Annotated in this window: 13 protein-coding genes; 6 read left to right on the top strand and 7 right to left on the bottom strand. The window is 61.3% G+C overall.

Annotated elements, in window-relative coordinates; genetic code table 11:
• Nucleotides 1–15: 15 nt before the first annotated feature.
• Nucleotides 16–444, bottom strand: a complete 429-nt coding sequence (locus ACZ9HU_RS17375) for a CBS domain-containing protein (RefSeq protein WP_476106810.1) — start codon at nucleotides 442–444, stop codon at nucleotides 16–18.
• Nucleotides 445–627: 183 nt separating this feature from the next.
• On the opposite strand from ACZ9HU_RS17375, the gene ACZ9HU_RS17370 reads away from it, so the two are divergent.
• The gene (locus ACZ9HU_RS17370) at nucleotides 628–951 is read left to right on the top strand and encodes a hypothetical protein (protein WP_476106809.1); all 324 of its coding nucleotides are present in this window, start codon (nucleotides 628–630) and stop codon (nucleotides 949–951) included.
• On the opposite strand, the gene ACZ9HU_RS17365 is transcribed toward ACZ9HU_RS17370, so the two are convergent.
• The 5 genes from ACZ9HU_RS17365 to ACZ9HU_RS17345 are packed head-to-tail and all read right to left on the bottom strand — an operon-like array spanning nucleotide 933 to nucleotide 4,359.
• On the bottom strand, nucleotides 933–1,304 hold the full coding sequence (locus ACZ9HU_RS17365) for a (2Fe-2S) ferredoxin domain-containing protein (RefSeq protein WP_476106807.1): 372 nt from the start codon (nucleotides 1,302–1,304) through the stop codon (nucleotides 933–935). The two genes, ACZ9HU_RS17370 and ACZ9HU_RS17365, sit on opposite strands and share 19 nt — an antisense overlap.
• Nucleotides 1,295–1,726, bottom strand: coding sequence for an acyl-CoA thioesterase (locus ACZ9HU_RS17360; RefSeq protein ID WP_476106806.1), 432 nt, complete (start codon nucleotides 1,724–1,726; stop codon nucleotides 1,295–1,297). The genes ACZ9HU_RS17365 and ACZ9HU_RS17360 overlap by 10 nt, the downstream gene beginning before the upstream one ends.
• A 39-nt stretch (nucleotides 1,727–1,765) precedes the next feature.
• Nucleotides 1,766–2,215 carry a DUF2497 domain-containing protein gene (locus tag ACZ9HU_RS17355; protein ID WP_476106804.1) on the bottom strand — a complete coding sequence of 150 codons (450 nt, stop codon included), beginning with the start codon at nucleotides 2,213–2,215 and terminating at the stop codon, nucleotides 1,766–1,768.
• Nucleotides 2,216–2,257: 42 nt separating this feature from the next.
• Complete coding sequence (locus tag ACZ9HU_RS17350) at nucleotides 2,258–3,754, bottom strand: TolC family outer membrane protein (RefSeq protein ID WP_476106802.1); 1,497 nt, start codon at nucleotides 3,752–3,754, stop codon at nucleotides 2,258–2,260.
• Nucleotides 3,754–4,359, bottom strand: coding sequence for a protein-L-isoaspartate O-methyltransferase family protein (locus ACZ9HU_RS17345; RefSeq protein WP_476106801.1), 606 nt, complete (start codon nucleotides 4,357–4,359; stop codon nucleotides 3,754–3,756). Before ACZ9HU_RS17345 ends, ACZ9HU_RS17350 begins: the two co-directional genes overlap by 1 nt.
• 293 nt (nucleotides 4,360–4,652) lie before the next feature.
• On the opposite strand from ACZ9HU_RS17345, the gene ACZ9HU_RS17340 reads away from it, so the two are divergent.
• Together ACZ9HU_RS17340 and ACZ9HU_RS17335 are read left to right on the top strand one after the other, a co-directional pair.
• Complete coding sequence (locus ACZ9HU_RS17340; protein ID WP_476106800.1) at nucleotides 4,653–6,173, top strand: fumarate hydratase; 1,521 nt, start codon at nucleotides 4,653–4,655, stop codon at nucleotides 6,171–6,173.
• Nucleotides 6,174–6,431: 258 nt separating this feature from the next.
• Nucleotides 6,432–7,160 (top strand): metallophosphoesterase family protein, encoded by a 729-nt coding sequence (locus tag ACZ9HU_RS17335; protein WP_476106799.1) that lies wholly within the window; start codon nucleotides 6,432–6,434, stop codon nucleotides 7,158–7,160.
• Between the two features lie 18 nt (nucleotides 7,161–7,178).
• On the opposite strand, the gene ACZ9HU_RS17330 is transcribed toward ACZ9HU_RS17335, so the two are convergent.
• Nucleotides 7,179–7,889: a YiaD family glycine zipper/OmpA-like lipoprotein gene (locus ACZ9HU_RS17330; protein WP_476106797.1), complete on the bottom strand. Its 711-nt coding sequence runs from the start codon at nucleotides 7,887–7,889 to the stop codon at nucleotides 7,179–7,181.
• Between the two features lie 202 nt (nucleotides 7,890–8,091).
• Here ACZ9HU_RS17330 and ACZ9HU_RS17325 point away from each other — a divergent pair, with 202 nt between their 5' ends.
• The 3 genes from ACZ9HU_RS17325 to lspA all read left to right on the top strand — a co-directional run bounded on the left by ACZ9HU_RS17325 (nucleotide 8,092) and on the right by lspA (nucleotide 13,174).
• The gene (locus tag ACZ9HU_RS17325; protein WP_476106796.1) at nucleotides 8,092–9,402 is read left to right on the top strand and encodes a hemolysin family protein; all 1,311 of its coding nucleotides are present in this window, start codon (nucleotides 8,092–8,094) and stop codon (nucleotides 9,400–9,402) included.
• Nucleotides 9,403–9,701: 299 nt separating this feature from the next.
• A complete protein-coding gene (ileS, locus tag ACZ9HU_RS17320) occupies nucleotides 9,702–12,632 on the top strand; it encodes an isoleucine--tRNA ligase (RefSeq protein ID WP_476106794.1) in 2,931 nt (976 codons plus the stop codon).
• The gene (gene lspA, locus ACZ9HU_RS17315) at nucleotides 12,629–13,174 is read left to right on the top strand and encodes a signal peptidase II (protein ID WP_476106791.1); all 546 of its coding nucleotides are present in this window, start codon (nucleotides 12,629–12,631) and stop codon (nucleotides 13,172–13,174) included. Before ileS ends, lspA begins: the two co-directional genes overlap by 4 nt.
• The last annotated feature ends 2 nt before the right edge of the window (nucleotides 13,175–13,176 follow it).

Raw genomic sequence — 13,176 nt, 5'->3', positions numbered from 1 at the left:
TTCAGATGGCAGGGGTCACGCCATCTGAATGTAATCGCGCAGGGCGTCAGCTTCGCCCTGGATGCGGTCGATGCGGTATTTCACAAGGTCACCGATCGAGATGAAATCAACCATCCGCCCTTCGCGCAGAACGGGCAAGTGGCGGATACGGCGGCGGGTCATCAGGCCAAGGGCTTCAAGCACCGTGGTTTCCGGGTCCACCGTGATGGCGGGCGATGTCATCACCTGACCCACCACCATGTCGAGCAGGGCGGGGCCGTGTTCATTGAGGCGGGCGATCACGTCGCGTTCGGAAAAGATCCCGGCGATGGCATGGCCATCCAGAACAGGGATCGCGCCGATCCGCTTTTCCGCGAGCAATGCAATCGCATCACGCACCTTCATCGACACAGTGCAGCCAACAATATTCGCATTGCGGCCATCGATCAGACGGGCAATCGTCATGTTTCCTCCATCTCCCCCGTTATGGGTTATTTTGTCTATTTGTATGAGTATGACATAGGGTTCCCCCCATGAAAAGTGGGGATTTGCGCGGTTTTTGGCGGTTGGGCTGTTAACTGTTACCGATCCGCCACGCCCCTGCGCGCGGCTTGAATCATGGCCGGTAAAGGCGCATGAAGGCCCGCGATGGAGAACCGATCACCCTTTTCCGACACCGCCACGGCGGCCGCTGCATGGGCGCGTTTTCGCCGCATCATGCGCTGGATGTTTCTGGTGACGATGACCACGGTGATCGGCGCGCTGTCCGTCCTGTACAAACAGGAAGGCATGGTCAGCCCGCATTTCTATATTGCGGTGGCCATTGGCGTATCGTTTGCAATGCTGTTGATGTCGGGCCTGATGGGGCTGGTTTTCCTGTCCAGCGCCAGTGGGCATGACGAGCAAGTCACGGATTTGGCAACGGATGATCAGGCGCCGACACCCTCGAGCGATCAGGATTTGAGCCGGTAATCCTCCACCGGCACGCCGCCGATGATATGCTCCTGAAGGATGCGCTCCAGCACTTCTTCGGTGCAGGAATGATACCAGACGCCGTCGGGATAGACGACCGCCACCGGACCGGCAAAGCACACGCGCAGGCAATCGGCCTTGCTGCGCATCACCCCTGCTTCGGTCAGGCCCAATTGCTTGACCCGCTTTTTCAGATAGGCCCACGCCTTGCTGCCCACGGCGGGGGTGCAGCATTCACCTTTTTGCGGCTCTGCGCAGAGGAAAATATGACGTTGGACGCCGCCGGGGGCCGACGCGCCCGCTTTCGCCAGTGCCGATTCGGCCTGGGCAATCTCGCCTGCGCTCACCGACATTTCCATACCTCGATCATCTCGCGCAGGTTTTCGGGCAGAGGTGCCGCCTTGCCGCCCACCACATGCACCGCCACCGCTTCGGCCAGAGCGACCGGGCGGTCATTCTGCATCAGCAGGTGGCGCAGGCGAACGCTGCGATCCCCCACCGCCGACAGGCCCGAATGAACCTTGAGCGGGTGCGGATAAAAGGCCTGCGCCAGATAATCGATGGTCAGCGAGACCACCATGGTTTGCGCCCCGGCCGGAAGCGCCTTGGCAAACCCACTGGCGACATGAAAACGCACGCGCGCGTCCTCGATGATCGCGGCCATCGCCACATTGTTGATGTGGTTGTTGATGTCCAGATCGGCAAAGCGTGTCGTCACCTCGCAAACATGCGGGTAAACGGCGGGATCGAGCAGCGCGGGATCAGGTTTGGCCATGCCGCTGTCCTATCAGGACAAAAGCAGGAGGTCGAGACTTCAGCCCTTCTTGCCGACGATCTTGGCGATTTCGGCGGCAACCATGCGTTCGACCATCGCGGGCAGATTCTGATCCAGCCATTCGCGCAGCGCGGGCTTGAGCAGATCGGCCACCAGCCCTTCGAGCGAGGTTTCCCCGCTGCGCACGATCTGGGGGGGGCGGCTGGGCTGTGACATCATGGCCAGAGCGGCCAAAGATTCGCGCATCGAGGTGATCGCCGGTTCGCTGATCAGGTCAGCCGCAGGGTTGGCGCCATGGTTGTTGGGTGCCGAGTCCTCGTGAAAATACTGATCCGAATCAGCGAGATCGAGGACATCATCATGGCGCGATTCGGCCACCGTTTGGCGCGGCGCGCGCGCGTCCGATGCGGCGTCACGATTGTCACGCGCAATGACTTTCTTAATCGAATCAAGAATTTCCTCGACCGAAGGTTCGCCCTGTGCGCGCATTCTATGTGTCCCTGAAAATCGCATTATCGCCGAAACCGGCCCTCATTGCCCAAATGTTGAACCGTTCTGGGCAGGCGTGTCAACGGTACGCGTCGGTTTGCCCGCGCCCTGCACCTTGTCCACGCCCCAATCGGTCAATTCACCACGCGCATCGCGATAGTGGATTTCCGGGTCATAGAGCGTGCCCGCCTCGAGCCCGAGATCCTTGCCCGAAACGCGGCCCATGGCCGAAAGCAGCGAAAAGCCCGCGACATAGGCATTGCGCCGCGCGGTCACCAATTGGACCTGCGCATTCACCAATTCCTGTTCCGCGTTCAGAATGTCCAGCACGGTGCGATTGCCCACGCTGTTCTCCGCCTTTACCCCGCGCAACGACAGTTCGGCGGCCTCGACCGCGGTCTGGCTGGCCTCAATGATCTGATTGGCCGCGCGGTAATTGGAAAAGGCGGCGCGCACGGCGGCGATCACCTGACGCTCGGTGGCGATTTCGGTGTCCATTGCCTGACCTTCGCGGGCTTGGGCCTGCTTGATCTGGGCGCTGGGCCGTCCGCCCTGATACAGCGGGATGGTGGCGCGGATGCTGACGTCGGCGGTGGCGGCCGATTGCGCAATGGGAAAGGGAAAATTCCCGCGCAGCGCCAATTGGCCCAGATAATCGGTGTAATTGCCATTGGCCACCATGCTGACCTTGGGCATGCGTGATGCGCGGGCGGCCTGGCTGTCGAAACCGGCGGCCTTGCTGCGTTCGCGCGCGGCGGCCAGATCGGGGTTGCCGTCCAGCGCAATTTCCACCGCATCATCGGGCGTCGCGGGCAACGCGGGCAGCGGCGGCGGCGCTGCCAATTCGCCCGCTTCATGGCCGATGATCTGAATATAGGTTTCGCGCGCCTGCACCAGATTGGCCTCGGCCCCGCGCAGATTGCCCTGTGCCACGGCCAGGCGTGATTGCGATTGGGCGACATCGGTGCGGGTCACATCGCCGATCTGGAACCGGTCGCCCGTCGCCTTCAGATTGGTGGAGAGCGTCTGCACCTGCGCCTGATTCAAGCGGACGATCGCCTCGGTGCGGATCACGTCCAGATAGGCGGTGACGGCCTGCGTAAACACGCTGGCCTCGGTGGCGCGCAGATCGTTGCGCCCGGCAATCACCCGCGTATCGGCGGCGCGGATCGCATTCCTGACCCCGCCCCCGCTGTAGATCGGCACGGACAATGTGCCGACCGCCGTGACCATGCGGGGCATATTGGTGGTCGATGCGGTGTTTTGGCGGACATATTCGGTTTCGGTGGCCGTGGCGGTCAACGAAGGCAACCCATCGGCGCGGGCCAAAGGCACCCCGGCATCGGTGGCGCGCAATTGTTCGCGCGCGGCCAAAAGGGTGGGATTGCTGTTATAGGTTGCCGCCAACGCATTGCGCAGATCTTCGGCGTGGAGCCCCCCCGGTGCCAGTATTCCCGGTGCAAGCAGCAGGGGCGCCATGAAAGCCATGGCCGGGCGTGACAAAAGCAGATGCTTGCGCGTTACCCGGCCATTGATCATCAGAAACTCCAGCTTTTGGGCGCGGCCAGTTCGGCAATCGCGGGGATGCCGATTTCGGCCAGCGGCAGATAGGAAACAGTGCCGCCAACCTTGCGGCCAATGGACAGGCGGGTGATGCCCTTCTGGATCGTGCCGGTGACAATGCGGCCTTCGGCGGCCAGCGCATCGGTCAGAACAGCAGGCACTTCACCCGCCGCGCCGTCGATCAGGATCAGCGTATAGCCGGTGCCCGGCAGACCGCCGCTCAGCGCGGCCACGTCGATCTTGTCGACATTGCTGTTCAACTTGCCCACCACAGCGGCCAGATAGTCGCTGCCCGCGGTGACGACCAGAACCTTGTCCGAAGCCAGCGGTTCGGCCGCGCCCAGCAGCTTGCCATGGAACAAAGGCGCAGGCAGAGCGCGGCCCTTGCCCATCGGCACGGCGCGGTCGATATAGGCCGCCGCGCGATATTCCACCGGCACGTAATCTTCGCGCGCCACGCTGGCCAATGCCGACAACACCCACGGTTCATTCACGCCGCAAGTGCGCAGCTGGCTGTCGATCATGGCGCGGCGAGCCGTACCTGCTTCGGCGCCTTCGGGTGCATAGTGGATTTCGCTCATGCCATCACAATCCTTGACCAAGGCCGTATTACATACATAACACAGTAATGCAATAGGCCAGACCTGCCTTCAATTACGCGCGCGCTTCTAGGGCAAAGGAGCCGCCAAAGCCAAGCGGTTTGACGCGGAAATCCCGGCAAATTCGCCACAAATGACCGCGACTTTTGTCATAACCGCCGCTTTACCCTTGGCGAAGGGGCGCAATCGCGCCTATGGACCGCCCCAACCGATCATACGAATGCGCCTTGGCCCCCTGTTTTCGCGGCCAAAGGCCCAAAGCGAAGGAGCGCCCCATGGCCGAATTGGTGACCATCAAGGAACAGGATCTGATCGACAGCGTGGCCGACGCGCTGCAATTTATCAGCTACTATCACCCGATGGATTACATCCGCGCTCTGGGCGACGCCTATGAGGCCGAACAAGGCCCCGCCGCCAAGGATGCCATCGCCCAGATCCTGACCAACAGCCGCATGTGCGCCGAAGGCCACCGCCCGATCTGTCAGGACACCGGCATCGTCAACGTGTTCATCAAATGGGGCCAGAACTGCATTCTGGAATCCGAGATGAGCCTGCAAGAGGTTGTCGATGAAGGCGTGCGCCGCGCCTATAACAACCCTGACAACAAGCTGCGCGCTTCGGTGCTGGCCGATCCCGCCTTCACCCGCCGCAACACGCGCGACAACACGCCCTGCGTGCTGCATGTCGATATGGTCAAGGGTTCGAAGATCCACGTCGATGTCGCGGCCAAGGGCGGCGGGTCCGAAAACAAGTCCAAGTTCAAGATGATGAACCCGTCCGATTCGATCGTCGACTGGGTTCTGGAAATGTTGCCCCAGATGGGCGCTGGCTGGTGCCCGCCGGGCATGCTGGGCATCGGCATCGGCGGCACGGCGGAACATTGCGTGCTGCTGGCCAAAAAGGCGTTAATGGAACAGATCGACATGGCCCAGTTGAAGCAGCGCGGGCCGCAGAATGACCTCGAAGCGCTGCGCATCGAGATCTTCGACAAGGTCAACGCGCTGGGCATCGGCGCGCAGGGTCTGGGCGGTCTGGCCACGATTCTGGACGTCAAGATCATGGACGCCCCCTGCCACGCGGCGGGCAAGCCGGTCGCCATGATCCCCAATTGCGCCGCCACGCGCCACGCCCACTTCACGCTGGACGGCAGCGGGCCTTCGTACCTCGAAACGCCCAAGCTGGACGAATGGCCCAAGGTTCACTGGGCGCCCGATGCGGCGGCCAAGAAGGTCAACCTCGACACGCTGACCGCCGAGGAAGTGCAGAGCTGGAAGCAGGGCGACCGCCTGCTGCTCAACGGCAAAATGCTGACCGGGCGCGATGCCGCGCATAAGCGGATCAAGGATATGCTGGCCAAGGGCGAAGAACTGCCCGTCGATTTCAAGGGCCGCGTGATCTATTACGTCGGCCCTGTCGACCCCGTGCGCGAAGAAGTCGTCGGCCCCGCCGGTCCCACCACCGCCACCCGCATGGACAGCTTTTCCGACCTCATGCTCGACCTGGGCCTGCTGGCCAGCGTGGGCAAGGCCGAGCGCGGCCCCAAGGCCACGCAATCCATCGCCAACCACAAGAGCGCCTATCTGATGGCGGTGGGCGGCGCGGCCTATCTTGTCGCCCGCGCGATCAAGGAATCCAAGGTCGTGGGCTTTGCCGATCTGGGCATGGAGGCGATCTATGAATTCACCGTCGAGGATATGCCGGTGACCGTCGCCGTCGATTCCGAAGGCAACAATGTCCACCAGTTGGCGCCCAAGGTGTGGAAGGAAAAGATCGCGACCGAAGGTCTGTTGGCCTAAGGTTCTTTGCCTCCGGCGGGCAAAGGGACTTGTCCCTTTGCAATCCCGATAATGGGGCGCGCGCGATTGGCAGCGATGCGGATCGGGAAATGAAATTGAAAGCCTGCGGCGCGGGGAGGTTGCTCTCAAAAGCGCCGCAGGCTTTGTCATTTAAACATGGCGTCGATCAGCCATGGCCGAACCCTTGACGCAACAAAGACAGTAACGGGAGCGCGAGGGACTAGTCCCTCGCATCATATTCCCCTAATCCCCCTCCCCATGCCCACCCTCTTCCACATATCCGACCTGCATTTCGGCGCCGAGGACAAGGCCGCGCTGGATTGGTTCAAACAGGAAATCGCGCGCGAAAAGCCCGATGCGGTCATCTGCACCGGCGATTTGACGATGCGCGGCACGGTGCGGGAATTTGATGCGGCGGGGGACTATCTGCTCGGCCTTGGCGTTCCGGTCAGCATCGAGCCGGGCAACCATGACATGCCCTATTACTGGGAGATGGTGAGCCGTCTGCGCCGCCCCTTTGCCCGGTTCGAGGCATTGCGCGCGCGGGCGCATTCGGATCTGCCGCTGGTGGATGTGATGCTGGTGTCGCTGCCCACGGTGACGCCTGCGCAGTGGCGTATCAACTGGTCCAAGGGTCATGTCAAACAGCCTGCTTTGACCGCGGCCCTGCGCAAACTGGAGGGCGCACAGGGGCTGAAGCTGGCGGCGTGTCATCACCCGCTGGTCGATGCCGATACGCATGGCACGGGCTCGACGCGAGGCGGGCGGCGGGCGCTCTCGGCACTGGCTGGCGCGGGGGTGAGCGCGGTGCTCTCGGGCCATGTGCATGACCCCTTCGACCTGAATATCGAAACCGAAAACGGCCCGATCCGCATCATTGGCGCGGGCACTTTGTCGGAACGAACGCGGGCCACATTGCCCAGTTATAACCGGCTGGATTGCGCACCCGAAACCGGGCTGAATGTGACGGTCAGGGCGGCGGGCTAAACCGCCGCCCCTGCCCTGTTACTGACCGCGCGCGGCGTTCACCTGTTCCTGGGTGATGGGCACGATCTTGATTTCCACGCGGCGGTTTTTCGCGCGGCCTTCGGGCGTCGCATTATCGGCCACGGGCATGGACGCGCCATAGCCCTGGGTGCGGATACGTGCCTGCGAAACGCCCTGCATCGACAGATAATCACCCACGGTGCGGGCGCGATTTTCCGAGAGAGTCTGGTTCAACTGGGCGCTGCCGGTCGAATCGGTGTGGCCGTAAACGTCGATCAGGCTGTTGGGATAATCCTTCAGGCTCTGGGCGATCTTGTCCAGCGTGGGGCGAAATTGCGGGTGCAGCATGTACGAACCGGTGTCGAAGGTGACGCCATCGGGCAGGCTGAGCATGATCGAGCGGCCATCATCCGACGGGCGGATGTCAACGCCGGTGCCGACGGTCTGTTCGCGCAACTGCTTGATCTGCTTGTCACGTTCATAGCCAATGGCGCCGCCCGCGATGCCGCCGATCCCTGCGCCCACGATGCGGCCCGTGCTGCCGCCAATCAAACCGCCCAGCAACATGCCGCCCAGCGCGCCCGCGCCTGCGCCAATCGCCGTGCGCGACACTTTCTGTTGGCCGGTGTTGGGATCGGTGACGCAACCCGACGTGGCCAACAGGGCGGCGATAGCAAAGCCGGCTGTGCCAAGACGGGCACCATTTTTGGCCTTTGAAATGGGCGACATAGGGTTTCTCTCCATGGTTGGCTGGCCGGATCGGCGGCCAATTCATTTCCGACAGGCCGCAATTTTTGGCCTTGTTAACTGAATCTAGCATTGCTGAAATGGTTCCACCATGGCTCTCGCCACGATTTGTAACAGATTTGTATCGGCAACTGTTTTTGTTGGCCTCTTCGCGTTCGCGATAAAGGCTGCTAAGACGTCGCTCGTGATACCTTTTCCCTGGATCGATGTCGTCGTTATTGCCGGCCTGATTGTCGTCAATGGCGTGTTTTCCATGTCCGAACTGGCCATTGTGTCGGCGCGGTCGGGCAAATTGCGCGTGTTGGCCGAACGCGGCAATCGCGGGGCCCAGATCGCTCTCGAACTGACCGCCGACCCCGGCAAGTTGTTGTCGACCGTTCAGATCGGCATCACGCTGGTCGCGGTGGTCACGGGCGCCTTTTCCGAGGCCAGCCTGTCGGGGCCGGTGGCCGAAAGGCTGGCGGGTCTGGGCATTCCTTTTGCTTATGCCGATCGTCTGGCCAGCGTGCTGGTGCTGGGCATCACCACTTTTGCCAGCCTGATCGTGGGCGAGTTGGTGCCCAAGCAAATCGCGCTGGCCCATGCCGAGCGTTTGGCCGTGACGGTGGCGCCGCCCATGGCGATGATGGCGCGGGCGACGGCGCCTTTGGTGTGGATGTTGGGCCGTTCGTCCAACGCGATCCTGAAACTGATGCGCATCAAAACCGGCGAGGAACAGCATGTTACCGCCGAGGAAATCCATCTCGTCTTTGCCGAGGCGACCCGTTCGGGCGTGATCGAGGAAGAAGAACGCGCGATCATGACCGGCATCATGCGTCTGGCCGAACGCCCGGTGCGTGAAGTGATGACGCCGCGCACCGAAATCGACTGGATCGAGCGCGGCGCGAGCGAAGGCGATGTGCGCGCCGCGATCAAGGAAAGCCCGCATTCGCTGCTGCCCGTGGCCGATGGTGCGGTCGACAATATCGTCGGCGTGGTCAAGGTGCGCGAGGTTTTGGCCCAATTGCTGGCGGGCGGGCCGCTTGATCTGGAAAGCCTGATTTGCAAGGCCGAAATCGTGCCGGACCAGATCGACGCGATGGACGCGCTGCGCGTTTTGCAAAATTCGGGCCTGTCCATGGCGCTGGTCCACGACGAATATGGCCATTTGGAAGGTATCGTTACGCCCGCCGACCTGCTCTCGGCCATTGCGGGCCATTTCGCCTCCTATCAGGATGAAGGCGACAGCCCGATGGTCGTGACGCGCGAGGATGGGTCGCTGTTGATTTCAGGCGCCTTGCCCGCGGATTCTTTGGGCGACCGTTTTGGCATCGAAGTGCCCGAAACGCGCGATTACGCCACCGTGGCCGGTTATGCCCTCTCGATCCTGAAGCGTTTGCCCAAGGAAGGCGACCATTTCATAGATCAGGGCTGGCGATGGGAGATCGTCGATATGGATCGGCGTAAGATCGACAAGTTACTGGCGAGCAGGGTTGAGGTTTTGGAAGAGAGTTAAGATGCGAGGGTCTAGACCCTCGCGCTCCCGTTACTGTCTTCGTTGCGTGTGAGGTTCTGCCAAAGGGTGTCGGACGCGCCGTTGAAATTTTAAAGCCTGCGGCGCGGGCAAGGATGAGTTCGCCGCGCCGCAGGCTTTTATAACATTCCCCATCTACCTTCCCGGCCAATTACGCACAACCCCATAACGGGATTGCAAAGGGCCCCCGCCCTTTGCCCGCCGGAGGCAAAAAACAAACACACCCCAATCATTATCAAGATTTGCGGAAATCCCCTCGAATCGCTAAGGCACGGCGCGTCATGACCGAGAAACGCGATTTTCGACCCACCGTCTTCCTGCCGAAGACTGATTTCCCCATGAAGGCCGGCCTTCCGCAGAAGGAGCCGGGCATTTTGAAGGGGTGGCAGGAGCAGGACCTTTACCGTGCCTTGCGCGATGCGCGTGCGGGGCGTGAAAAGTTCATTCTGCATGATGGTCCGCCCTATGCGAATGGCAACATTCACGTGGGCCATGCGGTTAACCACATCTTGAAGGACATGGTGGTCCGCACGCAGAGCCTGAAGGGTCTGGACGCGCCTTATGTGCCCGGTTGGGATTGCCACGGCCTGCCTATCGAATGGAAGGTCGAGGAAGAATATCGCAAGAAGAAGAAGAACAAGGACGAGGTTCCGCCGCGCGAATTCCGCGCCGAATGCCGCGCCTATGCCCAGACATGGGTCAATGCTCAGCGTGAACAGTTGAAGCGTCTTGGCGTTAATGGTGATTGGGACAACCCCTATCTTACCATGGATTTTCAAGCAGAAGCGACCATCGTTGGCGAATTGCTGAAATTCGCCACCAGCGGCCAGCTCTATCGCGGGGCCAAGCCCGTGATGTGGAGCCCGGTGGAAAAGACCGCTCTGGCCGAGGCCGAGGTTGAGTATGAGGACATCACCTCAACCCAGATCGACGTGGCGTTCGAACTGATCGAGGTGCCCTCCTCGCCCGAACTGGTGGGGACCAAGGTGGTGATCTGGACCACCACGCCCTGGACCATCCCGACCAATCAGGCGCTGGCCTATGGCCGCTCGATTGATTACCTTCAGATCAAGGTGGGTGAGGAGAAATACCTCGTTGCCGAGCCGCTGATCGAAGCGTTTTTGAAGCGCATCGATGAAGACGGCTATGACTTCCTGATGTATGTGAAGGGTCCGGTTCTGGCCGGGGCCAAGGCGCGCCACCCGATGGCCGCCGTGTTCCCCGACAGCGAATTCTTCACCCGTCCTCGCCCGCTGCTGGCCGGTGATTTCGTGACGACCGATTCGGGCACCGGCTTTGTCCATATGGCGCCCGACCACGGCGAAGACGACTTTTTGCTGTGCAAGGCGAACAAGATCAATCCGGTCTTTGCCGTCGAAGGCGATGGCAAGTACCGCGCCGACTGGCCGTGGCTGGGCGGCGAAGGCAGCGTGATCAATCCCAAGTTCAACGCGCCCGACGGTCCGATCTGCACCGCTTTGCGTGAGGCTGGCGGCTTGCTGGCGGCCAGCGCGGATTACAAGCATTCCTATCCGCACTCGTGGCGTTCGAAGGCGAAGGTCATTTTCCGCTGCACCCCGCAATGGTTCGTGCCGATGGACAAGGATCTCGCGCCGCTGAGCGATGAGGACGACATGTTCGATCTGGCGACGATTCTGTCGCCCGATACGCTGCGTGAACGTGCAAAGAAGGCGATTGCCGACACCCGTTTCGTGCCCGAAAAGGGCCGCAACCGCATTGGCGCGATGGTCGAGGGCCGCCCCGACTGGGTGCTTTCGCGCCAGCGGGCATGGGGCGTGCCGATCACGCTCTTCGTCGATCGCAAGAGCGGGCAGTATCTGGTCGATCCAGCCGTCAATGAACGCATCGTCGCGGCCATCCGCGAAGAAGGCGTGGACGCATGGGACGAGGCGCGCGCACAGGAATATCTGGGCGCCGATTACAACGCCGAGGATTACGAGCGCGTCACCGACATTCTGGACGTGTGGTTCGATTCGGGCAGCACCCATGCTTTCGTGATGGAAAGCGGCCGTTGGCCCGACCTGCTGCGCCCCGAAGGCTATCGCGGCCCCCGCGCCGACCTTTATCTCGAAGGCAGCGACCAGCATCGCGGCTGGTTCCAGTCCTCGCTGCTCGAAGCCTGCGCCACGCGTGGCCATGCGCCGTACAAGGCGGTTTTGACCCACGGTTTCACCATGGACGCCAAGGGCATGAAAATGTCCAAGAGCCTTGGCAACACGGTCGATCCGTTGAAAGTCATGGAGACTTACGGCGCGGATATCGTCCGCCTTTGGGCTCTGTCGGTGGATTATACCGAGGATCACCGCATTGGCGATGAAATCCTCAAAGGTGTGGCCGATCAGTATCGCAAGCTGCGCAACACGTTCCGCTATCTGCTGGGCGCGCTGGATGGTTTCACCGATGCTGAAAAGCTGCCGGTTGAGGACATGCCTGAGCTGGAGCGCTATATCCTTGCGCTGCTGGCCAAGCTGGATGGGGAACTCAAGGTTGCGGTCGATGCTTTCGACTTCAACACCTATGTCCGCAGCCTCGTTGATTTCTGCAACGAAGACCTCTCGGCCTTCTTCTTCGATATCCGCAAGGACTCGCTCTATTGCGACGCGCCGACGGACACCAAGCGCCGCGCCTATCGCACGGTGCTCGACATCCTGTTCCACGCGCTGATCCGCTATGCCGCGCCGGTTCTGGTGTTCACGGCCGAGGAAGTGTGGAAGTCGCGCTTTGCCGATGAGGGCAGCGTGCATCTGCTGGAATGGCCGGTGGTGGATGTTGGTTGGGCGGATGAGACGTTGGCAGCAAAGTGGGCGTTGGTCCGTGCTGTGCGTACTCAAGCCTTTAATGTACTTGAGCCCATGCGCCGTGAAAAGCTGATCGGTTCGAGCCTGCAAGCTAGCCTTAAAATCGAGCTGTACAAAGAGGATAACCTTGCGCCTCTCAAGACGGTTGATCTTGCGGAGGTCTTCTTGGTCGAAGATGTTGGACTACATATCACAACGGATGAAGTTCGCGTGATCTCATCGGTTCCCTCGGAATTTTCAATGTACGATTACGGCGGTGCGCAAATCACGGGCTTTATCAGTAGCGATAACAAATGCGGCCGCTGCTGGCGCCATCTGCCCGAAGTTTCGGAAGACGGCGATCTGTGTTCACGTTGCGATCAGGTTGTGTCGGCCATGGACGCGGCTGAATGACGATTCTTGCGCGCATCTCCCCTGTCAAAGCGCGCCTGCTCGGCCTGGCCGTGGCGGGGGTGGTGTTTGCGCTCGATCAGGTCGTCAAATGGGCGATGATCGGCCCGCTCGACCTGCCCCGCGTCGAACAGATCACGCTGCTGCCCATTTTCAACTTCACCTGGGCGGAAAATTACGGCGTGTCGCTGGGCCTGCTGACGGCGGGTTCGGATCTAGAACGCTGGCTGCTGGTCGGCATGACCGGCGCCATCGCTTTGGGCGTGGCCATCTGGATCTTCATGGAAAAGCGTGTGGGCGAAATCCTGCCGCTGGGCCTCGTGCTGGGCGGCGCGCTGGGCAATATCCTTGATCGGGTGTCCAAGGGCTTTGTGGTGGATTATGCCGATCTGCACATTGGGGCCTATCGCCCCTTCTACATCTTCAACCTTGCCGATGTTGCCATCACCTTCGGCGTATTGATTATCCTTGCCCGCAGCTTTCTTTCGGGCAAAAAGCGTGGCCACATCAAGCTGGACGCCGCACCGTCCATCCCGGAGAATTGAAC

It is taken from the genome of Novosphingobium sp. Sphag1I (assembly GCF_056279125.1).
This window is presented reverse-complemented; position numbering and strand designations above follow the sequence as displayed.